This window comes from Rhodococcus sp. GA1, assembly GCF_024321955.1.
GTDB lineage: Bacteria > Actinomycetota > Actinomycetes > Mycobacteriales > Mycobacteriaceae > Rhodococcus > Rhodococcus pyridinivorans.
In genome coordinates, this window is record NZ_CP097186.1 from 835,236 (window position 1) to 858,557 (window position 23,322).

General features: G+C 69.3%; 26 protein-coding genes. 13 read left to right on the forward strand and 13 right to left on the reverse strand.

All coding sequences use genetic code 11. From position 1 onward, the window contains the following. Nucleotides 1-13 precede the first annotated feature (13 nt). Nucleotides 14-487 carry a thioesterase family protein gene (locus M3330_RS04020; protein WP_024103679.1) on the forward strand — a complete coding sequence of 158 codons (474 nt, stop codon included), beginning with the start codon at nucleotides 14-16 and terminating at the stop codon, nucleotides 485-487. A 4-nt stretch (nucleotides 488-491) separates the two neighbouring features. On the opposite strand, the gene M3330_RS04025 is transcribed toward M3330_RS04020, so the two are convergent. After that, the gene (locus tag M3330_RS04025) at nucleotides 492-980 is read right to left on the reverse strand and encodes an Lrp/AsnC family transcriptional regulator (protein ID WP_006552549.1); all 489 of its coding nucleotides are present in this window, start codon (nucleotides 978-980) and stop codon (nucleotides 492-494) included. 166 nt (nucleotides 981-1,146) lie between these two features. Here M3330_RS04025 and pdhA point away from each other — a divergent pair, with 166 nt between their 5' ends. From pdhA to M3330_RS04045, 4 genes are read left to right on the forward strand one after another with little or no spacing between them, the layout of a single operon-like run. Continuing rightward, the gene (gene pdhA / locus M3330_RS04030) at nucleotides 1,147-2,244 is read left to right on the forward strand and encodes a pyruvate dehydrogenase (acetyl-transferring) E1 component subunit alpha (protein WP_006552548.1); all 1,098 of its coding nucleotides are present in this window, start codon (nucleotides 1,147-1,149) and stop codon (nucleotides 2,242-2,244) included. After that, complete coding sequence (locus M3330_RS04035; protein ID WP_006552547.1) at nucleotides 2,241-3,224, forward strand: alpha-ketoacid dehydrogenase subunit beta; 984 nt, start codon at nucleotides 2,241-2,243, stop codon at nucleotides 3,222-3,224. The genes pdhA and M3330_RS04035 overlap by 4 nt, the downstream gene beginning before the upstream one ends. 9 nt (nucleotides 3,225-3,233) lie before the next feature. After that, entirely contained in the window at nucleotides 3,234-4,553 is a 1,320-nt protein-coding gene (locus M3330_RS04040) for a dihydrolipoamide acetyltransferase family protein (RefSeq protein WP_255027062.1), read from the forward strand. Between the two features lie 31 nt (nucleotides 4,554-4,584). Then, nucleotides 4,585-5,754, forward strand: coding sequence for an MFS transporter (locus M3330_RS04045; RefSeq protein WP_081263462.1), 1,170 nt, complete (start codon nucleotides 4,585-4,587; stop codon nucleotides 5,752-5,754). A 43-nt stretch (nucleotides 5,755-5,797) separates the two neighbouring features. On the opposite strand, the gene M3330_RS04050 is transcribed toward M3330_RS04045, so the two are convergent. Genes M3330_RS04050 through M3330_RS04060 form a run of 3 tightly spaced genes read right to left on the reverse strand, consistent with a single transcriptional unit; the run spans nucleotide 5,798 to nucleotide 8,679 of the window. Next, the gene (locus tag M3330_RS04050; protein ID WP_255027063.1) at nucleotides 5,798-7,222 is read right to left on the reverse strand and encodes an NAD(P)(+) transhydrogenase (Re/Si-specific) subunit beta; all 1,425 of its coding nucleotides are present in this window, start codon (nucleotides 7,220-7,222) and stop codon (nucleotides 5,798-5,800) included. Further along, complete coding sequence (locus tag M3330_RS04055; protein ID WP_006552916.1) at nucleotides 7,222-7,551, reverse strand: NAD(P) transhydrogenase subunit alpha; 330 nt, start codon at nucleotides 7,549-7,551, stop codon at nucleotides 7,222-7,224. Before M3330_RS04055 ends, M3330_RS04050 begins: the two co-directional genes overlap by 1 nt. After that, nucleotides 7,552-8,679 (reverse strand): Re/Si-specific NAD(P)(+) transhydrogenase subunit alpha, encoded by a 1,128-nt coding sequence (locus tag M3330_RS04060; RefSeq protein ID WP_255027065.1) that lies wholly within the window; start codon nucleotides 8,677-8,679, stop codon nucleotides 7,552-7,554. A 437-nt stretch (nucleotides 8,680-9,116) separates the two neighbouring features. Here M3330_RS04060 and M3330_RS04065 point away from each other — a divergent pair, with 437 nt between their 5' ends. Genes M3330_RS04065 through M3330_RS04090 form a run of 6 tightly spaced genes read left to right on the forward strand, consistent with a single transcriptional unit; the run spans nucleotide 9,117 to nucleotide 12,350 of the window. Continuing rightward, complete coding sequence (locus tag M3330_RS04065; RefSeq protein WP_144376989.1) at nucleotides 9,117-9,320, forward strand: hypothetical protein; 204 nt, start codon at nucleotides 9,117-9,119, stop codon at nucleotides 9,318-9,320. Nucleotides 9,321-9,342: 22 nt separating this feature from the next. Further along, nucleotides 9,343-10,107 (forward strand): NAD-dependent deacylase, encoded by a 765-nt coding sequence (locus tag M3330_RS04070; protein WP_064256615.1) that lies wholly within the window; start codon nucleotides 9,343-9,345, stop codon nucleotides 10,105-10,107. 9 nt (nucleotides 10,108-10,116) lie between these two features. Beyond that, on the forward strand, nucleotides 10,117-10,557 hold the full coding sequence (locus tag M3330_RS04075; RefSeq protein WP_050993456.1) for an HIT family protein: 441 nt from the start codon (nucleotides 10,117-10,119) through the stop codon (nucleotides 10,555-10,557). Further along, nucleotides 10,554-11,408: a maleylpyruvate isomerase family mycothiol-dependent enzyme gene (locus tag M3330_RS04080; protein WP_006552911.1), complete on the forward strand. Its 855-nt coding sequence runs from the start codon at nucleotides 10,554-10,556 to the stop codon at nucleotides 11,406-11,408. Before M3330_RS04075 ends, M3330_RS04080 begins: the two co-directional genes overlap by 4 nt. A gap of 4 nt (nucleotides 11,409-11,412) precedes the next feature. Further along, nucleotides 11,413-12,063 carry a Type 1 glutamine amidotransferase-like domain-containing protein gene (locus tag M3330_RS04085; RefSeq protein WP_255027070.1) on the forward strand — a complete coding sequence of 217 codons (651 nt, stop codon included), beginning with the start codon at nucleotides 11,413-11,415 and terminating at the stop codon, nucleotides 12,061-12,063. Further along, the gene (locus tag M3330_RS04090; protein WP_006552909.1) at nucleotides 12,060-12,350 is read left to right on the forward strand and encodes a GNAT family N-acetyltransferase; all 291 of its coding nucleotides are present in this window, start codon (nucleotides 12,060-12,062) and stop codon (nucleotides 12,348-12,350) included. Before M3330_RS04085 ends, M3330_RS04090 begins: the two co-directional genes overlap by 4 nt. Before the next feature lie 4 nt (nucleotides 12,351-12,354). On the opposite strand, the gene M3330_RS04095 is transcribed toward M3330_RS04090, so the two are convergent. The 5 genes from M3330_RS04095 to M3330_RS04115 form a co-directional block, all read right to left on the reverse strand. Further along, nucleotides 12,355-14,007, reverse strand: a complete 1,653-nt coding sequence (locus tag M3330_RS04095) for an ABC transporter permease (protein ID WP_255027073.1) — start codon at nucleotides 14,005-14,007, stop codon at nucleotides 12,355-12,357. Next, nucleotides 14,004-14,954 carry an ABC transporter ATP-binding protein gene (locus tag M3330_RS04100; protein WP_255027074.1) on the reverse strand — a complete coding sequence of 317 codons (951 nt, stop codon included), beginning with the start codon at nucleotides 14,952-14,954 and terminating at the stop codon, nucleotides 14,004-14,006. Before M3330_RS04100 ends, M3330_RS04095 begins: the two co-directional genes overlap by 4 nt. Nucleotides 14,955-14,964: 10 nt before the next feature. Further along, a complete protein-coding gene (locus tag M3330_RS04105; protein WP_255027075.1) occupies nucleotides 14,965-15,621 on the reverse strand; it encodes a TetR/AcrR family transcriptional regulator in 657 nt (218 codons plus the stop codon). 102 nt (nucleotides 15,622-15,723) lie between these two features. Then, complete coding sequence (locus M3330_RS04110) at nucleotides 15,724-17,262, reverse strand: carboxylesterase/lipase family protein (protein WP_006552905.1); 1,539 nt, start codon at nucleotides 17,260-17,262, stop codon at nucleotides 15,724-15,726. A gap of 93 nt (nucleotides 17,263-17,355) precedes the next feature. Beyond that, on the reverse strand, nucleotides 17,356-17,670 hold the full coding sequence (locus tag M3330_RS04115; RefSeq protein ID WP_228044996.1) for a non-ribosomal peptide synthetase: 315 nt from the start codon (nucleotides 17,668-17,670) through the stop codon (nucleotides 17,356-17,358). Nucleotides 17,671-18,011: 341 nt separating this feature from the next. Between M3330_RS04115 and M3330_RS04120 the strand changes: the two genes are divergently transcribed. Next, nucleotides 18,012-19,046 (forward strand): alpha/beta hydrolase, encoded by a 1,035-nt coding sequence (locus tag M3330_RS04120; RefSeq protein ID WP_255027076.1) that lies wholly within the window; start codon nucleotides 18,012-18,014, stop codon nucleotides 19,044-19,046. A 25-nt stretch (nucleotides 19,047-19,071) separates the two neighbouring features. Here the strand turns inward: M3330_RS04120 and M3330_RS04125 are convergent, their stop codons facing one another. Genes M3330_RS04125 through M3330_RS04135 form a run of 3 tightly spaced genes read right to left on the reverse strand, consistent with a single transcriptional unit; the run spans nucleotide 19,072 to nucleotide 21,136 of the window. Further along, nucleotides 19,072-19,410, reverse strand: a complete 339-nt coding sequence (locus tag M3330_RS04125; RefSeq protein WP_006552903.1) for a ferredoxin family protein — start codon at nucleotides 19,408-19,410, stop codon at nucleotides 19,072-19,074. Further along, nucleotides 19,407-20,981, reverse strand: coding sequence for an FAD-binding protein (locus tag M3330_RS04130; protein WP_255027077.1), 1,575 nt, complete (start codon nucleotides 20,979-20,981; stop codon nucleotides 19,407-19,409). Before M3330_RS04130 ends, M3330_RS04125 begins: the two co-directional genes overlap by 4 nt. Beyond that, nucleotides 20,978-21,136 carry a hypothetical protein gene (locus M3330_RS04135; RefSeq protein WP_019288929.1) on the reverse strand — a complete coding sequence of 53 codons (159 nt, stop codon included), beginning with the start codon at nucleotides 21,134-21,136 and terminating at the stop codon, nucleotides 20,978-20,980. Before M3330_RS04135 ends, M3330_RS04130 begins: the two co-directional genes overlap by 4 nt. Nucleotides 21,137-21,367: 231 nt before the next feature. Here M3330_RS04135 and M3330_RS04140 point away from each other — a divergent pair, with 231 nt between their 5' ends. Then, the gene (locus M3330_RS04140) at nucleotides 21,368-22,801 is read left to right on the forward strand and encodes a hypothetical protein (protein ID WP_006552899.1); all 1,434 of its coding nucleotides are present in this window, start codon (nucleotides 21,368-21,370) and stop codon (nucleotides 22,799-22,801) included. Here the strand turns inward: M3330_RS04140 and M3330_RS04145 are convergent. Continuing rightward, nucleotides 22,792-23,322, reverse strand: a complete 531-nt coding sequence (locus M3330_RS04145) for an O-acetyl-ADP-ribose deacetylase (protein WP_019288926.1) — start codon at nucleotides 23,320-23,322, stop codon at nucleotides 22,792-22,794. The genes M3330_RS04140 and M3330_RS04145 overlap by 10 nt on opposite strands.

The window sequence follows — 23,322 nt, forward strand, 5'->3', positions numbered from 1 at the left end:
CTATCGTCGAGACGTGAGCAACCGCCAACCGACGAGCCCAGCCGCCCCGCCTGAGCCGGAGCAGTTCCCGGTGTTGTGGCCCATGCAGACGCGTTGGGCCGACAACGACCATTACGGCCACGTCAACAACGTCACGTACTACTCGTACTTCGACTCGGCGGTCAACGGGTGGCTCATCTCCACCACCGGTGTCGACATCCGCGAACTCGACGCGATCGGGGTCGTGGCCGAGACCTCCTGCCGCTATCTCGCCGAGCTGTCCTTCCCCGACCGCCTGCAGGTCGGACTGGCGGTCGAACGTCTGGGCACACAGTCGATCACCTATTCGCTCGCAATCTTCCGGGAGGCCGACGACACCCTGATCCCGGCGGCGACCGGCCGGTTCGTCCACGTCTACGTCGATCCGCAGACGCGCCGCCCCGTCCCGATCCCCGATCAGATCCGCAAGGCCGCCGCCCAGCTGGCCACCCCGAACGCGGGCCGCTAGTGCTCTAGGTCGCCTCGTCTCCGCTGCGCCCGGCGGCCCGGGCCAGCAGCGGCGCCGTGCGCTGCGGGACGAGGTCCTGCATGACCAGCGACATGTCCGTGCGTTCGACGCCGCGGATCTTCAGGATCCGGCCCGCGAGCCGATAGAGGTCGTCGGCGTCACGGGCGACCACCTTCACCGACAGGTCGATCTGCCCGGTCAGCCCGTAGACCTCGGTGACCTCGGGGATCTGTGCGAGTTCGTCGACGACCTCGTCGAGACGGTGCTGATCGACGCGGGTGGCCACGTAGGCGGCGAGCGGATAACCCAGGCTGACGGGGTCCACCCGCCGGTCGAACGAGGCGAGCACGCCCTCGGCCTCCCATCGGGCAAGGCGCGCCTGGACGGTGTTGCGGGACAACCCGAGACGCTGCGCCAGCTCGACTCCCGTGGCCCGCGGTGTGCGCGTGAGTTCGAGTAGCAGACGCGCATCGGTGGCATCCAGACTGGTCATTCTTCGCAGTCTGCCAGCTCGGAGCACCCCGAAACCGTGCTTTCTGCACGGTTGCAGGCTGATCGATTGCGCACGCGCGATTTGCCCGGATGATGTGATGTACGGCACACATCATCCGGTCGGGCCTCACGAGGGCACGCCGGATCCGCACCGACGAGGTGATCCGATGGTTGTACCGACCGCCTATCCGGTCCAGTTGATCCAACCCGACGGGCGACGCGTCCTCGACACCGAGTACGGCCCACTCGTCGCCGACGTCGGCCCCGACGAACTGCGCGGGCTCTACCGCGACATGGTCGTCGCGCGACGCGTCGACGCTGAGGCGACGGCTCTCCAACGGCAGGGTGAGCTCGGCCTCTGGGCGCCGCTCCAGGGCCAGGAGGCCGCGCAGGTCGGCTCCGCCCGGGCACTCGCGCCCGACGACTACGTCTTCACCAGCTACCGCGAGCACGCCGTCGCATTGTGCCGCGGCGTCGACCCCGCCGACATGACCCGCCTGTGGCGTGGGTGCGGCCTGTCCGGATGGGATCCGCAGACGGTCGCCACCACCAACCCGGCCATCGTCGTCGGAGCCCAGGGCCTGCACGCCACCGGTTACGCGATGGGCGCGAAGCTCGACGGAGCCGAGATCGCCACCGTCGTGTACTTCGGCGACGGCGCCACGAGCCAGGGCGACCTCTCGGAGGCCATGGTCTTCTCGGTCAGCTGGGGTGTCGGCGTGGTGTTCATCTGCCAGAACAACCACTGGGCGATCAGCGTGCCCACCCACGTGCAGAGTCCGGTCCCCCTCGCCCGGCGCGCCGCCGGATTCGGGATGCCGGCCGTGCAGGTCGACGGCAACGACGTCCTCGCAGTCCTGGCGGTGACCCGGCGTGCCGTCCGGCATGCCCGCGAGGGTGCCGGTCCGTTCTTCATCGAGGCACTCACCTACCGCATGGGCCCGCACACGACCTCCGACGACCCCACCCGCTACCGCACACCCGCCGATCTCGAGGAGTGGCAGGCACGCGACCCCATCGATCGGTTGCGACGACTGCTCGAACGCGAAGGGCACGCCGACGACGACTTCTTCGACGAGGTCCGGACCACTGCCGACGATGCCGCGATGCGGCTCCGGCGCGGCACGCTCGGGATGCCCGACCCCGAACCCGCCGCCCTGTTCGACCACGTCTACGCCACCGAGCATCCGCTCGTCGAACAGGAACGCGCGGACTACGCCGAATATCTGGCGAGTTTCGGCCCCACGGAGGAGGCGCGACGATGACCACCACGACGATGACCCTCGGCGGTGCCCTCAACGCCGGACTCCGCCGCGCACTCGAACGCGACCCCAAGGTCGTCATCATGGGTGAAGACGTCGGCACCCTCGGCGGCGTCTTCCGCATCACCGACACCCTGCAGAAGGATTTCGGTGAAGGTCGTGTGATCGACACTCCCCTCGCCGAATCCGGGATCGTGGGAACGGCGTTCGGGATGGCGCTGCGCGGCTACCGACCCGTGTGCGAGATCCAGTTCGACGGCTTCGTCTATCCGGCCTTCGACCAGATCGTCTCGCAGGTCGCGAAGATCCACTACCGCACGGCCGGTGCCGTGGTGGCCCCGCTGACCGTCCGAATCCCCTACGGCGGCGGCATCGGTGCGGTCGAACATCATTCGGAATCACCGGAGGTGTACTTCACCCACACCGCGGGTCTGCGGGTCGTGAGCCCGAGTACCCCGTCCGATGCGTACTCGATGATCCAGCAGGCCGTCGCGCTCGACGACCCGGTGATCTTCCTCGAACCGAAGCACCGCTACTGGGAACGCGGTGAGATCGACACGGAGACCGCACCCGACCTGCCGCTCACGTCCGCGCGGGTCGTCCGGTCCGGTTCGGACGCGACGATCGTGACCTTCGGTGCGCTGGTCGCTACCGCGCTACGCGCAGCCGACATCGCCGAAGCGGAAGGACATTCGCTCGAGGTCGTCGATCTGAGGTCGCTGTCCCCCATCGACTTCGACACGATCGAGGCGTCGGTGCGGCGAACCGGCCGGCTCGTCGTCGTGCAGGAGGCGCCGGTCTTCTGCGGCATCGGCGCGGAGATCGCCGCCCGCACGACCGAGCGGTGCTTCTACCAGCTCGAGGCACCGGTCCTGCGGGTCGGCGGATTCGACATCCCCTATCCCCCGGCCAAACTCGAATCCCACCACCGTCCCGACCCGGATCGCATCCTCGACGCGGTCGACCGCGCACTCGCAGCGTGAGGCGCACCGATGACGAATCCCACACGCGCAGTAGAGGAATTCCGTCTTCCCGATCTCGGTGAGGGACTCACCGAAGCGGACTGGGTGCACTGGGTCGTCGCGGTCGGCGATCGTGTCGAACTCAACCAGGTCATCGGGGAGGTCGAAACCGCCAAGGCCACGGTGGAACTGCCGTCGCCCTATGGCGGCACGGTCGAGGAACTGCTGGTCGAGCCGGGACAGACGGTGCCGGTCGGGGCACCCCTGCTGCGGATCGCCACCGAGGACGGGCCCGCCGAACCGGCCGGTGACAGCAGCGGCCCGTCCCGACCGTCGGTGCTCGTCGGATACGGACCCGGCGACGCCCCGCAGAGCAGACGCGCGACCCGCCGTGCCTCGGCGGACGCCGGTCGTGCCCGCGACGGTGATCCCCCTCCCGCACGACCCGACGCGAAGCCCGGCGCACGCAAACTCGCGGCTCTCCTCGAGGTCGATCTGGACACGGTGACGGGCACCGGCCGCGGCGGTGTGATCACGCGCGACGACGTGCGGCGCACCGCCGGACACGGCGACGAACCTACCGCAGGCCACGACGAAGAACCCACCGCCGAACGACCACACTCACCTGCCCCTGAGGCGTCCCCCGAACGGACCACACGGATACCCGTCGGAGGGGTGCGCAAGCGGACCGCCGAGGCAGTCTCCCGCAGCGCCTTCACCGCCCCGCACGCGAGCGTCTTCCTCACGTGCGACGCGACCGCCACCGTCGACCTGGTGTCGACCCTGCGCGCGTCGCCGGCCTTCGAAGGCGTCCGTCCGACGGCGCTGAGCATCGTCACCCGCGCACTGTTGCACGCGATCGCCGACGAGCCGTCGCTCAATGCGCACTGGGACGACGACACGGGCGAGATCGTGCTCCACCACGACGTGCATCTCGGGATCGCCACTGCGACCTCCGACGGCCTGAAGGTTCCCGTGGTCCGGGAGGCCCAGCGCCTGTCGTTGCCGCGTCTGGCCCGGTCGATCGCCGAGGTCGCCGACCGCGCGCGGACGGGCCGCTCCACGCCGTCCGAGCTGACGGGTTCGACGGTCTCGGTGACGAACGTCGGGGTGTTCGGGGTGGACGGGGGAACACCGATCCTCAATCCCGGCGAGTCGGCGATCCTCGCCGTCGGAGCGATCTCCGACCGCCCGTGGGTCGTGGACGGTGCTCTCGCGATCCGGAAGGTGGTCACGTTGTCGCTGTCGTTCGACCATCGGCTCGTCGACGGGGAGCAGGCGGGACGGGCACTCGCGACGATCGGTGCGTTCCTCGGCGATCCCGTGCCCATGCTGCTCGCCGATACGTAGGGGCCGCGAACGCTCGGTAGCGTGCCTCCACGTGGTGGATTCGCAACGGACGACGGACCGGCTCACGCACGCCCGGGCGGCGGTGTTCGCGATCTTCGGGCTCAACGGCTTCCTGCTCGCCCTGTGGGTCGTCCACATCCCGGCGATCCGGGAACGGGTGGGCATCGATCACGCGGCACTCGGATCGTTGCTGTTGCTGCTCGCCCTCGGGGCGCTCGGCGGGATGCACGTGACGGGTCGGCTCGCCGACCTGATCGGTAGCCACCGCACGACGATCGTCTTCGCTCTGATGTTGTCCCTGACGGTGGTCGGGCCGGGCCTGGCCGCGGCGCCGTGGCAGCTCGGACTCGCTCTCGCAGTGTTCGGTTTCGCGAACGGCGCGCTGGACGTGTCGATGAACTCCCAGGCGGTCGTGGTCGAACAGCGGTACCGGCGACCGATCATGTCGGCCTTCCACGGGTTGTTCTCCGCGGGCGGGATCGCCGGGTCGCTGGTGGGCGCGGCCGCCCTGGCCGCCGGGGTTCGCCCCGCGCTCACGCTCGCGGTCGCCGGGGTCGTCGCGGCCGCGGTGGTGGGCCGGGCGGGGCCGCGCCTCGTCCGGACGGAGCCGCCGATCCGATCGTCGTCACCGGGGCCCCGGGCCGGTTACTCGCGCCGCGTGGTGCTGCTCGGAGGTGTGGCGTTCGCGCTGATGCTGTGCGAGGGGGTCGCGAACGACTGGAGCGCGCTGCAGGTGCAGGAACGGCTCGGCAGCCCGGAGTCGGTGGCCGCGCTCGCGTTCGGTGCGTTCTCGGCGACCATGACGATCGGGCGCTTCGTCGCCGACCGGGTCACCGCCCGGTTCGGCAGCGCCGCCGTCATCCGGTACGGAACGCTGGTCGCCGCGGTCGGGATCGGCGCCGTGGCACTGTCGCCGTGGCTGGTCCTCACACTCGCCGGATGGGCATTGTTCGGCCTGGGGTTGTCCGGTGCCCTCCCGCAGCTGTTCAGCGCCGCGGGCAATCTCGATTCGGGATCCCCCGGCGCGAACATGTCCCGCGTCGTCGGTCTGGGTTATCTGGGTTTCCTGGCCGGCCCTGCGTGCATCGGGTGGATCGCCGAGGCGACCTCCCTCACGACGGCGATGGTCGTACCGCTCGCATGCGTGCTCCTCGCCGCACTGCTGGCTCCCGTACTGACGCCGACGGCGCCCACGCGGTGATCCGCGTGGGCGCCGTGACGGAGCAGCGACAGGTCCGGAAGGCCTACAGGGCCTTCAGTTCCTCGGTGACCTCCGAGACCATCTTCTTCGCGTCACCGAACAGCATCGACGTGTTGTCGGCGGTGAACAGCGGGTTGTCGATACCGGCGTAACCGGAGCTCATCGAGCGCTTGAGCACGATGACCGACTTCGACTGGTCGACGTTGAGGATCGGCATGCCGTAGATCGGGCTCGTCGAGTCCAGGCGGGCAGCCGGGTTGGTGACGTCGTTCGCGCCGATGACGATGGTGACATCGGTGCGGTTGAACTCGCCGTTGATGTCGTCCATCTCCTTCATCGCGTCGTATTCGACGTCGGCCTCGGCGAGCAGGACGTTCATGTGGCCGGGCATACGACCGGCGACCGGGTGGATCGCGTACTTGACCTCGACACCGCGGTCCTCGAGCAGCGCTGCCATCTCCTTGACGGCGTGCTGCGCCTGGGCGACGGCCAGACCGTAGCCGGGGACGACGATGACCTGGTTGGCGTACGCCATCTGGATGGCGGCGTCCGAGGCCGAGGTGGCCTTGACCGTGCCACCGGAGGCCGAGGCCACGCCGGCCGCCGCCTCGCCGCCACCGAAGGCGCCGAAGACGATCGCGGGGATCGACCGGTTCATGGCCTTGGCCATGAGGTTGGTCAGGATCGTGCCCGAAGCACCGACGATCATGCCCGCGACGATCATGGCCTGGTTGTTCAGCGCGAGACCGGCAGCTGCTGCCGACAGACCCGTCAGGGCGTTGAGCAGCGAGATGACGACCGGCATGTCGGCGCCACCGATCGGCAGCACGACGAACAGACCCATCAGACCGGCGGCAATGAGCAGCGCCAGGATCCACCACGAGGCCAGCGGGTCACCGTCGGCGCTGATGCCGATGTAGACGGCGATGGCGATCGACGCGAGGACGAGGACGATGTTGGCCAGCTGGAACAGCTTCGCCGACGCGACGAGCTTGCGCTCGAGATTCTTGTTCAGCAGTTCCTGCAGCTTCGCGAAGGCGACGAGCGAACCCCAGAACGAGATCGAGCCGATGATCGCGGCGAACAGTGAACCGACGATCATGACCACGGTCGGGTCGTCGTCCAACGTCGTGAAGCTGGTGGACTCGAGATATTCGGCCCACGCGATGAGTGCGACGGTGCCACCACCGACGCCGTTGAACAGCGCGACCAGCTGCGGCATCGCCGTCATCTTGGTCTTCAGTGCCGGCGGGACGCCGAGGATGATGCCGACGGCCAGACCGCCGATGATCAGACCCCAGTTCTCCGTCTCCCGGATGTCGATGAGCACCGCGACGACCGCGATGAACATACCGACGGCGGCGATGTAGTTGCCGCGGACTGCGGTCTTCGGGCCCGTCAGACCCGACAGACCGTAGATGAACATCGCGAAGGCGATGATGTACAGGACCGAGACGAGGTAGCCCATCAGGCGTCAGCCCCCTTCTTCTGTGCAGCCGGGGAGTCCTTGCGCTGCTTGAACATCCCGAGCATGCGGTCGGTGACGACGAAGCCACCGACGACGTTCAGGGTGCCGAAGACCAGAGCGACGAACAGGATGATCTTGATGCCCCAGTGGGCATCACCGGGGAGATGACCGAGCACGACGAGAGCGCCGAGCACGACGATGCCGTGGATCGCGTTGGTGCCCGACATCAGCGGCGTGTGCAGCGTGTTCGGCACCTTGGAGATGACGGCGAAACCGACGAATCCGGCCAGGACCAGAATCGCGATGTTCGCGAGTAGTTCGTTGTACATCTAGGAGTTCTCCTTCGAACGCGTCACGCAGGCGGCCTCGAGGATCTCGTCGGAGAAGTCCGGGGCCAGGGCACCCGACTCGTCGAGGAGCAGCTCGATCAGCGCGTACACGTTCTTCGAGTAGAGCTCGGAGGCATGCTCCGGCATCGTCGCGGGCAGGTTGAGCGGCGAGCAGATGGTGACGTCGTGCTTGACGACGGTCTGCCCCGGCTCAGTGAGTTCGCAGTTGCCGCCGGTCTCGCCGGCGAGGTCGACGATGACCGAACCCGGCTTCATCCCATCGACCGCGGCGGCGGTCACCAGGCGCGGCGCCGGGCGGCCCGGCACGAGCGCTGTGGTGATGACGACGTCGAAGCCCTTGATGGCGTCTTCGAGCGCCTGCTGCTGCTGGGCCCGCTCGGCCTCGGTGAGCTCGCGTGCGTAGCCGCCCTCACCCGCGGCGTCGATGCCGAGGTCGAGCCACTGGGCACCGACCGACCGGACCTGGTCGGCGACCTCGGGACGCACGTCGTAACCGGTGGTGCGGCCACCGAGACGCTTCGCCGTGGCCAGCGCCTGCAGACCCGCGACGCCCACCCCGAGCACCAGCACGGTCGCCGGCTTCACGGTGCCGGCGGCGGTGGTGAGCATCGGGAAGAAGCGGGTGGATTCGCTCGCCGCGACCAGCACGGCCTTGTAGCCGGCGACGTTCGCCTGCGACGACAGGGCATCCATGACCTGCGCGCGGGAGATACGCGGAATGGCCTCGACGGCGTACGCCTCGACTCCGGCCTGCGTGAGGGCGCCGATCTGGTTGTCTGCGTTGCGCGGGGCGAGGAAGCCGATCAGGCGCTGGCCGGACTTCAGGTGGGCGATCTCGGCGTCGCTCGGCGGAGCGACCTTGACGACGATGTCGGCGGACCAGGCGTCGCCGACGGTCGCGCCGGCTTCCTTGTAGGCCGCATCCGGAATCAGCGCGCCCTGGCCGGCACCGGACTCGACGACGACGTCGAGACCCTTGCCGATCAAGGAGGGCACGATCTTCGGCACGAGCGCGACCCGCCGTTCCCCGTCGTTCGTCTCACGAACCACGCCGACGGTCGGACGGCGGTGCGCTCCGCTCCCCGTGTTCGATCCTTCGGTACTCAATTCTTGACTCCTGCGTCGATGAAAGTGCGCGTCGTGCCGCGATCGGCGGCGAAAGATGCGTTATCGAAGGCCATGTGACGGCCTGTCATGCACTGAAAGGCTTAAGCAGACCTACCGTGCCCTCCCGTGACCTCGCAACCTGGTCAGATCATCTGAATCGAGTCCGAACAGCAAGACGGCGCAAGTTTGTGAGGCAGCTCACCTCACAAATGCCATTTTCCTCCGGTGAGCAAGACCGTGCAGGACGATCGGAATCGGTCCCGAAAACGGCCCGGGAGCGGCCCCCGATGCGAAAGAAGGCGGAGTGCAAACAAATTCGTTCCGTGTGTACCGAACGGCGGTGTGTACCGATTCAGAACACTTCGGAATCGATTCAGATGTTCGGTCACCGGACCCGGCCTTTGCGCTCGTCCGGCAGCCCGCGTAGGGGGGTGTCCGTGACACACGAACCTCGGAAGGACCCCGCGAACGACACGCCCGCCGACTTCACGGGCGACGACGACCCCGGCACGGCCGACCTCGGCGGCGACCCGGTCTGCTGGCTCCATCTCCTCTGCCCCGACTGCGGGGCGATGCTCACCTCCGAGGAGGAACCGTGCCCGCGATGCGGCAGGGAGCACCCGATCCCGGATCCCTCCTGACCCGAGCACCTAACCTGGCCCCATGAATGTGCCGGAACCCGTCCTCGACCTCGCCCGCTCGGCCCGCCGCGTCGCCGTCCTCACCGGCGCCGGGATGTCCGCCGAGAGCGGTGTCCCCACCTTCCGCGATGCGCAGACCGGACTGTGGGAGAACTTCGACGCCACTGCCCTCGCCACACCAGCGGCGTGGGCGGACGATCCCGCGACGGTCTGGGCCTGGTATCAGTGGCGGGTCGCGCTCGTCCGGCGTGTACAGCCCAATGCCGGACACCGGGCCCTCACCGACTGGGCACGGGCGGCCCACGTGCAGATCGTGACGCAGAACGTCGACGACCTCCACGAGCGGGCCGGAAGCCACGAGGTCACCCATCTGCACGGGAGCCTGTTCGCCCCGCGGTGCAGCCGGTGCGAGCGTGCCGTCGACCTCCCCGATCCGCCGGAGGATCCCGTCGCCCGTCTCGATCCGCCGTCGTGCCCCGCATGCGGAGGCGACGGCCGGCCGGGCGTCGTGTGGTTCGGCGAGATGCTGCCGCAGGACCCGTGGGAGACCGCGACCGAGTCCCTGCGCGAGGCCGACCTGCTGCTGGTCGTCGGCACCTCGGGCGTCGTCTACCCGGCGGCCGGCCTGCCGTCGCTCGCGCGCAGTCACGGCGTGCCGGTGGTACAGATCGATCCGCGCGAGACCGATCTGAGCGATCAGGTCGACCACGCCTGGCGCACCACGGCCGCCGTGGGTCTTCCCGCCCTCGTCGACGCGCTGAGGATCGGGACCGACACACCGCGTTAAGGTGACCCGGTGAGTTCCTGTGTGTTCTGCGCCATAGCCGACGGCAGCGGTCCGGCGACACGGGTGTACGAGGACGACGAGGTCGTGGCCTTCCTCGACATCCGGCCGATCGCGCGCGGGCACACCCTCGTGATCCCGCGCGTGCACGCCGCACGCCTCGAGGACCTCGATCCGGCGTCGGGCGCGGCCGTCTTCCGCGCCGGACAGCGGATCGCCCGGGCGATGACCCGTTCCGAACTCGCCACCGACGGAACCAATCTCGTCCTGAACGACGGACGGGCAGCCTTCCAGACCGTCTTCCACACTCATCTGCACGTCCTGCCCCGCTGGAACGGCGATCGTGTCCGGATGGGTATCGGTCTGGTCCGCCGTCGACCCCACGACCCCGAAACCACCGCGGCACTCATCCGCGCCGGTCTCGAACGTCTCACCGCCGAGGAGCACCAGTGACATCGCAGCCCGACACCACCCCCGATACCTCCGCTGCCGAGTTCCCGATCGACACGATCCGGCCGCTGCTGCTCGAGCAGTTCGCCGTGCTCGACGATCTGCTCTCGGGACCGACCGAGGACGAGTGGACCACCGCCACCTGCCTACCGGGATGGACGGTCAAGGACATCACTGCGCATCTCATCGGCACCGAGTCGATGCTCGCGGGCATCGAAGCGCCGCGCATCGAACGCGACGTGCGCTCGTTCGACCACGTCCGCAACGACATCGCGGCCTTCAACGAACTGTGGGTGGAGTCGCTGCGTCCCGTTCCCGGCCCGGACGTGCTCGAGCGCTACCGGGAGATCGTCGCCCTACGCACGGAGCAACTCGGCGCGATGACCCAGGCGGACTTCGGGAAGCAGTCGAACACTCCCGTCGGGCCGGCGCCCTACGGACGCTTCATGCGGATCCGCGTGTTCGACTGCTGGCTCCACGAACTCGACATCTGCGACGCTCTCGGCAGGACGGGCAGCGAGGGCGGCCCGCGTGCCGAACTCGGATCCGCGGAGGTCTTCGGTGCGGTTCCGTTCATTGTGGGCAAGCGCGGCAAGGCCCCCGAGGGAGCACGCATCACGATCGAGCTCTCCGGTCCCCTCGCACGCACCGTCCACGTCGAGGTGCACGGACGGGCCACCGAGGTCCCGGCCCTCTCCGAACCGGCCACCACGACGATCGCGATGGACTCGGGACTGTTCGTTCGGCTCGCCGGAGGACGCGTGCGCGCCGAGGACCGAATCGACGAGATCACCCTCGGCGGCGACACCGAGGTCGGGCGCCGCATCGTCGACAACCTCGCGTTCACGATCTGACGTCGTGCGGCTGTTCCTGTCCTCCTACCGGTTCGGCGCCGACCCGGACACCTTCGTCCGTCTGGTGGCGCCGGGCCGGATCGCGGTGATCGCCAACGCCGCCGACGCGTGGCCGGCCTCCGCCCGCGCGGCGGCGGTCACGAGCGAGATGGGCCCGCTGCGGTCGCTCGGCTTCGCTCCGGAGGAGGTGGATCTGCGCGATCACCTCGACGATCCCGACTCGCTGCGGCAGCGACTGTCGGGCTTCACGTCCGTGTGGGTGCGCGGCGGCAACACCTTCGTCCTGCGAGCGCAATTGGCCCGCAGTGGAGGCGACGCCGTGTTCACGGATCTGGTGCGCAGCAACCGTCTCGTGTACGGGGGATACAGCGCCGGGGCCTGTGTCGCGACACCGTCGCTGCGCGGCATCGAGTTCTCCGACGACCCCGACGAGGTCGCCGCGACCTGCGGTATCCCGGTGGTGTGGGACGGACTCGGCTGGGTCGAGCACGCGATCGTGCCGCACGCCGGCGACTCGCTGCTGGCCGACGACGGGATACAGCGGACCCTGCTGTACCTGCGCGAGCACGGCGTCGAGCACGTGGCGTTGACCGACGACGACGCGATCGTCGTCGACACTCCTCCAGAGCACGCCCCGAGTACGGTGACATCATGACGCAGAACATCGACGGCACCGAACCCCGGATCGAGCACGACGCCGACAAGGCCCGCTTCGCGCTCTATCTCGGCGACGACCTCGCGGCCTACGCCGACTACACGCAGCACGGCGACCTGCGGGACTTCGACCACACCGTCACCGACCCGCAGTTCCGCGGTAAGGGTCTCGCCGGGATCGTGGTGAAGCACGCCCTCGACGAGACCAAGAAGCAGGGACTGAAGATCGGTACGTCCTGCTCGTACGTCGAGAAGTTCGTCTCCGAACATCCCGAATACCGCAACTGATCCGTCACACCTGCACGTCGCGGCGGCGGAAACCCACGATCGCCGCTGCGACGAGCAGCACCGCCGCGACCGCCTGGATGATCAGCGGCATCGCCGTCGCATTCTCTGCGGGCACCAGCGGGATGTGCGAGAACGGCGACAGTGCGACGAGTTCGTCGGGTAGGTCGAGCATCTCGCCGAGCCACGCGACGAACACCGTCCACACCACCAGCACCCACACCAGCCCGGTCGCGCGCGGCACGCAGCCCAGCAGCGCGAACGCCACGGCGACGACGAGGATCGCCGCCGGCGCGTAGGCCAGGGACGCCGCGATCATCCGCAGCACCCACGCCCAGTCGCCCACCGCGAGTGCGACCCCCAGTCCGGTCGCGGCGCCGGAGACGAGCAGCGCCACGACCGTCTGGACGACGATCACACCGAGTGCCGCGGATAGCCATGCGCTGCGCCCGGTTCCGGTGATGATCACGAGACCGGACCGTCCGCCGTCCTCCTCGCTGCGCATTCGCACCACCGCGGACACACCGAAGGCGGTGGCGCCGAGGGCGAGGAACATCAGCATCATCCCGGCGAAGGAGGCGGTGAGGGCGTCGGGATCCACGCCGACCATGTCCAGCACCTGAGGCATCTCGTCGATGAGATCCTCCACGGAACTGGCGAGGGCGCCCATCGCGACACCGAACAGCACCAGTCCCGTCAGCCATCCCACGAACGCTCCGCGCAGCAGGCGCCGGATCAACCCCACCGGACCGAGCAACGCGGAATCGGCCTCGGCGGGGCCTGGTTTCGGCGCCCGTAGACCGGCTCCGAGGTCGCGGCGCCGCGACAGCGCAACGGCGACGGTGAGCAGCACGACCGTCGTGGCGACGGACAACAGCAGCGGCCACCACCGCTCGTCGACGTAGAGCCGGGTCTGCTGGGCCCAGGCGATCGGCGAGAGCCACGACAGCCACGACCCGGTGGCCTCGATGATGTCGCCGGCTCCGCGGACGAAGAAGGCCGCGGCGAGCACTGCGAGCGCGGTGCCCGTGGCCGAGCGGGAGTGCTCGCCGAACTGGGCGGTCACCGCGGCGACTGCGCCGAAGAGCACCCCGGTGACGGCGGAGGCCACACCGAAGGCGATCGAGCCGACGACATCGAGTCCGCCGGCGATGAGCGCGACGGTGATGCCGGTACCCACCACGAGATTCGCGACCGAGACCAACAGCAGGGCGGCCGCCGGCGGGGCGTAGGCCCCGACGGGCAGAGCCCGCAGGAGTTCGAGCCGGCCGGATTCCTCCTGCGCTCGGGTATGCCTGACGACGAGCAGGATGCTCATGATCGCCGTCGCGACGAAGACGGTCAGACTCAGCTCGTTCGCAGTCATCGCCCCGAGCGTGTAGTTGTCGATCCCGTAGGCCGGTCCCGTCATGAGCACGGCTGCCGGATTCTCCAGCAGGGCCGCGCGGGCCTGCCGGGAGGCCTCGTCGGGATAGACCGCGGCCAGGCTGAGGACGGTCGACCATACCGTGAGGGCGAGCGCGAGGGTCCAGACGGTGATGCGCACGCGGTCCAACCGCAGGTAGAACCGCAGCAGTGTGCCGAGCCCGGTGAACGGTGCCGCGGACGTCGCGGAGGTACCGCTCGGGGTCGGCACTGCTGTCGGTGTCGTCGTGGTCATCGTGAGGACACCTCCTCCACGGCACCGGCACCGGCACCGTTCCCGTCACCGGTGTCGAAGGTGTCGCCGTAGTGCCGCATGAACAGCTCTTCGAGTGACGGGGGTGTGATGGTGAGGTTCTCGACGCCGAGTCCGGCGAGTTCCTGCAGGACCGGTGCGAGGGCGGTGTTGTCGACGTCGAACGCGAGCCTGCCGTCGTCGGTGGAGAGGTCGTGGACTCCGGAGAGCCCGGCCAGTCGCTCGGCAGGGGCGGTGGTCGTGGCCCGCACGGACGAGCGGGTCAGGTGCCGCAGTTGTGCGAGGGTGCCGGTCTCGACGTCGCGTCCGGCCCGGATGATCGTCACCGTGTCGCAGAGCTTCTCGACCTCGGCGAGGATGTGGCTGGACAGCAGCACGGTCGCGCCGCGGTCGCGGAGCCTTCGCACCTCGTCGGTGAAGACCGCCTCCATGAGCGGGTCGAGACCCGAGGTGGGTTCGTCGAGCAGGTAGAGCTCGGCGTCCGATGCGAGGGCGGCGACGAGTGCGACCTTCTGCCGGTTGCCTTTCGAGTAGGTGCGGGCCTTCTTCGTCGGGTCGAGTTCGAACCGTTCGAGGAGTTCGGCGCGACGACGCGTGCGCGCCTCTCCCCCGCGGATGCGGGTGAGGACGTCGATGATCTCGCCCCCGGTGAGGGTGGGCCACAGATTCGTGTCGCCGGGCACGTACGCGAGTCGGCGGTGGATCGCGACGGCGTCGGTCCACGGGTCGAATCCGAGGACACGGGCGGTGCCGGAATCGGCACGCAGCATTCCGAGCAGCACGCGGATCGCCGTGGACTTGCCGGCGCCGTTCGGTCCGAGGAATCCCGCGACGGTGCCGCGTTCGACGGTCATCGAGAACCCGTCGAGAGCTCTGGTGGTTCCGAATGTCTTGACGATGTCGCGGATTTCGATAACAGGGGTGTCCATCTTTCCTCCGTCAGGAGTCGGGGGGTGCCTCACGCGCTGCCAGACAGGCGTCGAGAAGGGTCGAGTCCGTCAGCAACGGCTCGGTGTAGAGCTCGAGCATCGGCAGCGCGAGGCGTTCGGTGTAGGCGCGCAGCCTGGCAGGAAAGGTTTCGAGGTCGAGGTATTCGTCGGGACCGGGAAGGTCCATGAGCACGGCGCCGACGCTGAACGAGATGAGGGCACGTGCTCGTTCGGAGGGGAACCGGCTGGGCCGCACGGTTCCGGCGGCCACTGCCTCCTCGAGATAGGCCTCGGTGTCGGCGACGAGCCGGTCGAGGAAGTCGGCGGCGGGGGCGCCGCCGGTCCGGAGGGTGCGGAAGAGGTAGGCGACCGTGGTCGCGTAGTTCTCGATGTGTTCCATCTGGTCGTTCAGCGCGGCCGGTCCGGCCTTCGGGTCGAGGACGGCACTCTTCGCCTGCCGGATCCCGTCGAGCACGTACCGGTCGCAGTGTTCCTTCAATCCGGCGCGGGATCCGAAATGGTGCACGATCAGCGAGGCGCTGACGCCGCACTCGGCGGCGATGGTCCGCAGCGGCACGCCGACCCCGTACGCGGCGATGCACCGGATGGCAGCGTCGCGGATCCGTGCACGGGTGGTGAGGTCGTCACCGGCGGCGGTTGAACGCACGTTTCAAGGATTGCACACGTGTTCAACCCGGTCAACGCACCGTATGTGTCATCTCACGGCATGTGCCATCGGAGCACGTGCCGCACCGGTGCGCGGGCGCGCTCAGGTGAAGGCCATGACCTCGGTACCCCAGACCCGGCGCATCTCGCCGTCCGGATCCGACTCGACCCTGTCCGTGGAGTCGATGAGCAGGGTCGAGCGTTCCTCCGCCTCGTACTGCGGCCAGTGCTTCGAGCCGTCCAGTGCCGCCGGCACACCGTGGTGCGCGAACGCGAACCAGCGCCGCTGCACACGACCGGAGACCTCACCGGCGGCCTTGCGGCCGCCGAGCCAGAAGGACGGATCCCGGCCGAGAGTGCCGAAATTTCCGAAGACATATGGCAATTCGGTCGCGTGCCCGGCTCCGATCCGGGCGGCCTTGAGCATCGGGGTGGCGTGGTCGAAGCGGTACACCCAGGTCGGCGAATGCGCGCTGTGCGCTTCGGCGACCCACAGCACCGGCATGCGGAAACCGGCGTCGCGCGAGAGCGCCATCGCCCCGATGGGTTTGGGCAGGTCGGGATACGCCGCGACGATCTCGGCGAGTCGCTCGGCAGGCAGATCCGTCCGGTCGTCGGCCAACGCCGCCAACATGGCCTGCACCGCCGTGTCGTCGACGGGCATCAGCGGGGACTTCATGAAGCGGAAGATGGACGGCTCGTCCTTGTTCGAGCCGATGATCAGCGGGATCCGGTGCGACAGCCCCTTCTGGAAGGCCGCGACCGGATATTTCGGCACCAGGCCGCGGTCGACGACCGGTGTCATGGCGAGCGTCCCCGGCACCTTCGTCGGAGTCTCGGCGACGAGCACCTCCGACGCCTCGACCAGCGTGTCGGTCGACATCGTGAGTAGTTCGGCGGCCCGGGACGGCGACAGGTCGAGGATCTCGAGGAAGCGCTGTGCGACGGTCGCGGCACGGTCGCTGCCGTACACCGAGGTGGCGGGCGGCGACTGGGCGATCGCACGATGGAAGAGGCCCTTGGCCTTCGGGACCGTCATGAGCGTGGTGATCGACCCCGCACCCGACGATTCACCGAAGAGCGTCACGCAGTCCGGATCGCCACCGAAGTCGGCGATGCAGTCGCGCACCCATTCGAGGGCGGCGATCTGGTCCCGGAGGCCGACGTTGGATTCGAAGGTGGTCCCGGGCGTGGAGAAGGACGACAGGTCGAGGAAGCCGAGCGCGCCGAGCCGGTAGTTGATCGTGACGATCACGACATCGCCGCTCTCGCACAGGTTTCGGCCGTCGTAAATCTTCTGACCGGAGTAACCGAGCACGTAGGCGCCACCGTGGATCCAGACCATGACGGGGCGTCGGCGTCCGTCGGGCGACGGCGCCCAGATGTTGAGCGAGAGACAGTCCTCGCTCAACGTCATCTCGGGGTCGATCCCGATCGGGCTCTGCCGGCTCTGCGGAGCTATCGGTCCGAACCGTGCGCCGTCGAGGACGCCGTCCCACGGTTCGGGCGGTAGCGGCGCTCGAAACCGCCGGGAACCGGTCGGGGCCGCGTACGGGATGCCCTTCCAGACGTAGACCTCGCCGTCGCGATACCCCCGGACTTCGCCGTACTTGCAGGCGACGGTGAGCGTGTCGTCGTCCATGTGACCTCCCACCCGAACCGGTACTGTCGTGCAGCACCGATCACTTCATTCGTCGACCTACCGATTCAATGATGGTGGATACCGGGCGGTTCGTCAGCCGGCCGCGGAAAGAGGCGCGGGGGCCACGCAGTCGACGAGGTCGATCACGAGTGCGTCGAGCACGTTGCGCAGGTCGCCGCGCGCCGAGTCGGCCAGCGCCGGGAAGACGGTGGCGAGCGCGATGGGCACGAGCGAGGCCTGTCCCAGCAGGATCCCCATGGCCGCATCGAGCTTGACGACCTCATCGTGCAAGCGGGCGTAGGTGGTGGTGTCCATGCCGTGCGCCACGGCGATCCGGTCGGGCTCGCATGCCGCGGCGTCCGCCACCATCCGGGGCAGGTCCGCCGCGGTGATCTCGTCGGCACTCATGCTTGCAACGTCGAATTTACGCAACATCTCGCCTTCGTTCGTCCCCCAGGAGCGACGCCGGGCCGCGCGCCGCAGTCGAAACATACAGTCAGTGTGGCCCGAAAAGTACGGGATGTGTAGAAGGTCCGGAAAACTTTTTGCACTGCCGGTACCTGACAGAAGGTACATCGCCGAGAACCCGCCTCCGCCCGGAATCGTCACTCTGAGACCAGGACCACAACGATTGCTCAGCAAACCCTCGCGACCTGGATGAACGGGCGTATCCTCGTAAATCCGAAGTTCGTGCAGCCACCCCGACCGGGTCCGACCACGACTCCGGGCAGACCGAGGAGGTGCTGGTCATGAGCGTCGCCCGCACCGAGTTGCTCCCTCTGCCCACGCACCACGCGACCACGCGCGAGTTCGCGGGGGTGAGCACTCGGTCCCGTGCCTTGTCCTTCTCGGTGCGCCGTACCGTGCGGCCGTTCATCGAGGCATGGTCGTACGCCCCGACCCTCCCCTGGCCGGCGTCGGCGATAGACCACCTCGCGTTCCCTCTCGTGCCCGTGCCCGGCACACACCGCCGGCGGGTCGACCTCCCGACGTGCCCCGCGGAACTGCTCTGGGCGCCGGGTGCCGCACCCCCGGCCGCGCAAGTCGGTATGGACGGCACCGCCGTCGGGGGCGGTATGGACGGCACCGCCGTCCTGTACCTGCACGGCGGCGCGTTCCTGTGCTGCGGCCTCACCACGCACCGCCATCTGGTCTCCCGCATCTCCGCCACCACCGGCGCGCCGGTCCTGGCCGTCGGTTACCGCATGCTGCCCCGCCATCCGATCCGGCGCGCGGTCGAGGACGGCCTCGACGGATTGCGCTGGCTCGTGGCGCACGGCCACCCGGCCGAGCGTGTCGTGATCGCCGGGGATTCCGCCGGCGGCTTCCTCACCTTCGCCGTCGCCCACGAAGCCGTACGACTCGGCATCGGCCGCCCGGCCGGCACCGTCGCACTGTCGCCGCTCACCGATCTCGACCCGCGGGGCAAACTCGACCATCCCAACTCGCACCGGTGTGCCGTCTTCCCGCGACGCGCCGTCGCTGTGCTGTCCACCCTCGTCGAACGCGCCGAACGCCTCGGCGGCGAAGGCGCCGAACCGGTCCCCTCCCCCGTCGATCTCGATCTGTCGGAGATGCCTCCCGCACTCATCCAGACCGGATCCGAGGAGATGACCTACGTCGACGCCGAGCTGATGGCCCGGCGACTGCAACTCGCCGGGGTCTCCGCCGAACTCCAGGTGTGGGAGAAACAGGTGCACGCCTTCCAGGCCGCGGCGGGGGTCGTCCCGGAGAGCGGCCGCGCGATCGCCGAGATCGGCCGCTTCGTGCGTGAACTGCGGTGAACCCGCTCCCCGGGTGCCGCTGCCCTCAGGCCCGGCCCGTGAACAGGTCGTTGCGGTCCTCACGGGCACCGGCTCGTCGTCCCCGACCCCATCCGACGACGGCGCGGTAGCGCCCGAGCGCACCGGACTCCGTGAGCGCATCGACGTCCCGGTGTGGCGAATCCTCGCTCACCGCAGCCGAATAGGGTGCGACGTAGAGAGCGTCGGCGGGGCAGTTGACCTCGCACATGAAGCAGGTCTGGCAGTCCTCCTGGTGCGCGACAACGGGAAGCCCGTCGGGTGCACGCTCGAAGACGTCGGTCGGGCACACCGCGATGCAGATGTCGCACGAGATGCACCGCTCCGCGACGATCACCTCGATCATCGGTTCGCTCCTCGTCGCACGAGGTGTCCTTCGGCACGGACGTCCACGCGGTCCAGACCGCTCGTCACGAGGCGGTACTGCAGGTCGGGGTCGGTGTCCGGGTGGTCGGTGCGCACGTGCATGCCCCTCGTCTCCGTACGCGCGAGGGCGGTGCGGCTCACCCACCGGGCGACGGCGAGGAGCGCGGCACCGGACCGGGCTCGTACCAGCTCCCGCCCTCGTCCGCCGAGCACGACGGGCGCCGCGGTCCACGCGTCGTCGAGTGCGGCGATGCTGTCCTCGAGACTGCGGGCCGTCCGCCGGAAACTACGTCGGAGCGGGAGCGTGTGCTCCTGCACCAGGCCGATGATCGCGCGGGTCGCGGCGCGGTCCGGGTCACCCTCGAGGCCGACCCCGCCGATCGGTCTCGCCACGTCCGGGACACCGCGGTTCCGGGCGAACTCTGCGGCGGCCGCCCCGGACCACGAACCCGACGACATCGCCCAGGCCCCGTTGTGACTGCCTCCACCGCTGCGGCCCCCGGTGATCAGCTCGCGCGTGGCGACGTCGCCGGCGGCGAACAGACCAGGGACCGTCGTGCTGCAGTCCGTCCCGGTGATCCGTAGGCCACCGGTATCGCGCACCGTTCCCTCGAGGACCGCCCGCACCGGGTACATCTCGGTGAACGGGTCGATCCCGGCCTTGTCCAGAGGCAGGAAGTAGTTGGGCTGGGAACGACGCATCGCTTCGCGGTGGTCGGGATGTGCCCGGTCGAGACGGGCGTGGACCGGGATACCGTCGAGCAGGTACCGCATGGCGGTCGCGCGGTCGTCGCCGAGCCGCACACGGGCGTCGTCGTAGAACGTCGCGAACTGCATGAACAGTCCCTTCGTGTGCCCACTCCAGGAAGGCGCGAGCGCGTAGGCCGAGGAGAACTCCATCCCGGAGAACTCGGCACCGGCCTCGGCGGCCATGAGGTGACCGTCGCCGGTGTCGACGTCGGTACCGAAGCTGCCGGAGAGGAAGGCACAGCCTCCCGTGGCGAGGACGACCGCACCGGCACGCGCCGTCCACGGCTCGTACCCCTGCCGGCGGTGGACACCGGTCGCGCCGGCCACCGCACCGTCGGTGTCGACGAGCAGCTGCAGGGCGGGCGACTGATCCAGGATGCGCACGCCGGCGCGGTGGACGAGGCGGCGCATCCGCCGCATGTACTCGGGTCCCTGCAAGCTGCTGCCCCGGCGACGTCCGGTCTCCGGGTCCACGCCGAAGGGATAACGGCCGTGGACGGCGAGGTCGTCGACGCGTCGATAGGTCTCGTCGAGCACCCGGTGCATCCAGGCGGGATCGGAGAGCAGTCCCCCTTCGATGTGGCGGCGGTCGACAGCCGCGGCGCGCTCGGGTCCGGGCGGCAGGTACCAGAGATTGTTGCCGCCGGACGCGGTCGGGCCGCTCGTCCCGCAGTAGCCCTTGTCGGCGAGGACCACGCGACTCCCGGCCCGGGCGGCCGCGAGCGCCGCCCAGGTACCGGCCGGTCCCCCGCCGAGCACGAGGACGTCGGTGTCGATCTCCGTCCCGTCGCTGACGGTCATATCGACACGCGGATCGCGTAGTCCGCCACGGCATCTGCGGTGCATTCGGCCACCCCGGCCGATATGGCGACGATCTCCACGAACGGATCTGCCGACTGTACTGCGGGGATGCGGGCCGGCAGCGTCCGGACGAGACGGATGATGGCGTCGATCATGCGTCGATGGTCGACCATCTCCGGACGGATCGACACGGTTTCGCTCGCCGGGATCGGAACACTCCGGCGGGCCGTCGGCGGCCGAGAACCGTGCGCTCGCGCGGGCCGCCGGCGACCGCGCACCGTGCGCTCCGGCGAGCTGTCGCTCGTGCGACCGAGCGGAGGAATGCCTGTCGGTACCGGCGACTAGTCTTTCTCTCGGCTCGACCGCACAGAGAAGGGGGTCCGATCATGGCCGACGCGCAGACCCGGTTCGACCAGGACGTCGATGCGGCCTGGCGCGAGTTCCGCACGCGCCTGGCCGACCATGTCGCGGCCATGAGCGACGGCGACGGCCTGGTCCTCGAACCCTTCACCGACGAGGCCGGCGGCCCGGCGGGGCCGTGCGTGCAGTTCTACGCGTGGGGAGACCGGCTCGTCCGCTGCGAGGTCCCGTCCAACGCCCACCTCGCCCCCGACCGGCACCTCACGCCGGTCGACGAGCAGATGCTCCTCGAACTCGGGCTGAAGGCGCCCTCCCGCGGACCGGACGATCCGGAGGACGACGGATCCCCGGCGTTCTGGATCGATCGTCCGGGCAGCTGGGCCGATCAGCTCGCCGTCATCGCCGTGCGTGCCCTGCGCTCGGTGTGGGGCGTTCCCCATCCCCTCTTCCTGCGGGCCGAGACATTCGGGACGGAGCGCTCGGTCGCCGAGCTCACCTCGTTCCTCGTGCCCGAGACGCCGCAGGCCGGTCGCACGCAGGCCCCGGAGGTGCCGCTCGCGGTCGTCCCCAGCGGCGACGACCACGTGCGCGAACTGATCGAATCCACCCTGCACGAGCGGATCGACGATCTGCCCGCCTGGGACGAGGACGGCGATCTCGTCCTGCGGATCGCCGGGGTCCTGGTGTTCGTCGGTGTCGGCCCCGGAGGCGGCACCGTCGACCTGTTCGCACCGATCGTCCATTCCATCACCGGACGCACGCGGGCAGCCGAGATCTGCGTCGACCTCAACCGCCGGTGGCCGCACCTGAAGTTCGTGCTGGTCGACGACCGCCTCGCGATCGTCGACCACGTTCCGGCCGCGCCGTTCGCTCCGGCGCACCTGCTCGGATCGCTCGAGACCATCACTCGGTTCCTCGACACCGTCGACAGTTCGTTCGCCACCCATATCGGTGGCTCGCTGCTGCGCGATCAGGGATTCGACGGGGCGACTGGTGGTGCGGCCGATCCGCCCTGGGGCGACGTCTCGCAGTTACCCGACGCCGAGGACGATCTGCCGGTGGCCCTGCTCGCGGTGCGCGACTTCCATCTCGACGGCGCGACCGATGTCGCCGCGAGCACCGTCGCGGCGATCGGCGATCGCAATCCCGAGCAGTTGCGGCGGTTCCTCACCATCAGCACCGAACTGCAGGTGTGGTGGGACGGCGAGTCGCAGACCCGCGAGGCGGCGCTCAACACCGACGGTGCTCGCGAGGCACGGGCGCGGGCACTCGAATGGGAGGCGACGAGCCGCTCGCTCGCGGAGGCCCTGCAGTTCCTCGAACAGGGCGAGGGCACCGATTCGGCCGGCTCACGCGCGTCGAAGCCGAGCGCCGGCCGTGAGTCGGCGCCCGAGCAGCCCGCACTGTTCGACAACCCCGACGAACCGACCCTCTTCGACGGCTTCGGCGATTACTCCTGAGCCGATCCCGCCCGGGACACGGCGCGACGGAGCGCGTCGACAGCGGCGTTGTCGAGGCCGACGAGTACGACGGTCTCCACGCCCGTCTGTGTCTCCCGGATGGTGGTGACGGCCTGCAGGGCGGCGTCGTCGAGCGGCCAGCCGTAGACGCCGGCCGAGACGAGCGGGAACGACACCGTACGGGCACCGAGATCGTGCGCGACGAGCAGACTGTTGTGGTACGCCGAACGCAGGATCCCGGATCGGTCCTCGTGCGCCGACCACACCGGGCCCACGGTGTGGATCACCCATCGCGCCGGGAGACGCCCCGCGGTTGTCGCCACTGCACGGCCCGGTTCGAGTCCGTCGGGTAGCGAGGTCGCGCGGAGTTCGCGGCAGGCCGCGAGGATCTCCGGGCCTCCGGCCCGGTGGATCGCACCGTCCACTCCCCCGCCACCGAGCAGGGAGGAGTTCGCGGCGTTGACGATCGCATCCACCGCGATGGTGGTGATGTCGCCGTGCGCGATGTCGAGAGCGGTCAC

Coding starts and splice junctions, on each gene's coding strand:
- M3330_RS04025 (WP_006552549.1), bottom strand. CDS start 980: ATGACCAGTCTGGATGCCACCGATGCGCGTCTGCTACTCGAACTCACG.
- pdhA (WP_006552548.1), top strand. CDS start 1,147: ATGGTTGTACCGACCGCCTATCCGGTCCAGTTGATCCAACCCGACGGG.
- M3330_RS04035 (WP_006552547.1), top strand. CDS start 2,241: ATGACCACCACGACGATGACCCTCGGCGGTGCCCTCAACGCCGGACTC.
- M3330_RS04040 (WP_255027062.1), top strand. CDS start 3,234: ATGACGAATCCCACACGCGCAGTAGAGGAATTCCGTCTTCCCGATCTC.
- M3330_RS04050 (WP_255027063.1), bottom strand. CDS start 7,222: ATGGGCTACCTCGTCTCGGTCCTGTACATCATCGCCTTCGCGATGTTC.
- M3330_RS04055 (WP_006552916.1), bottom strand. CDS start 7,551: ATGTACAACGAACTACTCGCGAACATCGCGATTCTGGTCCTGGCCGGA.
- M3330_RS04070 (WP_064256615.1), top strand. CDS start 9,343: ATGAATGTGCCGGAACCCGTCCTCGACCTCGCCCGCTCGGCCCGCCGC.
- M3330_RS04090 (WP_006552909.1), top strand. CDS start 12,060: ATGACGCAGAACATCGACGGCACCGAACCCCGGATCGAGCACGACGCC.
- M3330_RS04095 (WP_255027073.1), bottom strand. CDS start 14,007: ATGACCACGACGACACCGACAGCAGTGCCGACCCCGAGCGGTACCTCC.
- M3330_RS04100 (WP_255027074.1), bottom strand. CDS start 14,954: ATGGACACCCCTGTTATCGAAATCCGCGACATCGTCAAGACATTCGGA.
- M3330_RS04110 (WP_006552905.1), bottom strand. CDS start 17,262: ATGGACGACGACACGCTCACCGTCGCCTGCAAGTACGGCGAAGTCCGG.
- M3330_RS04115 (WP_228044996.1), bottom strand. CDS start 17,670: ATGAGTGCCGACGAGATCACCGCGGCGGACCTGCCCCGGATGGTGGCG.
- M3330_RS04120 (WP_255027076.1), top strand. CDS start 18,012: ATGAGCGTCGCCCGCACCGAGTTGCTCCCTCTGCCCACGCACCACGCG.
- M3330_RS04125 (WP_006552903.1), bottom strand. CDS start 19,410: ATGATCGAGGTGATCGTCGCGGAGCGGTGCATCTCGTGCGACATCTGC.
- M3330_RS04130 (WP_255027077.1), bottom strand. CDS start 20,981: ATGACCGTCAGCGACGGGACGGAGATCGACACCGACGTCCTCGTGCTC.
- M3330_RS04135 (WP_019288929.1), bottom strand. CDS start 21,136: ATGATCGACGCCATCATCCGTCTCGTCCGGACGCTGCCGGCCCGCATC.
- M3330_RS04140 (WP_006552899.1), top strand. CDS start 21,368: ATGGCCGACGCGCAGACCCGGTTCGACCAGGACGTCGATGCGGCCTGG.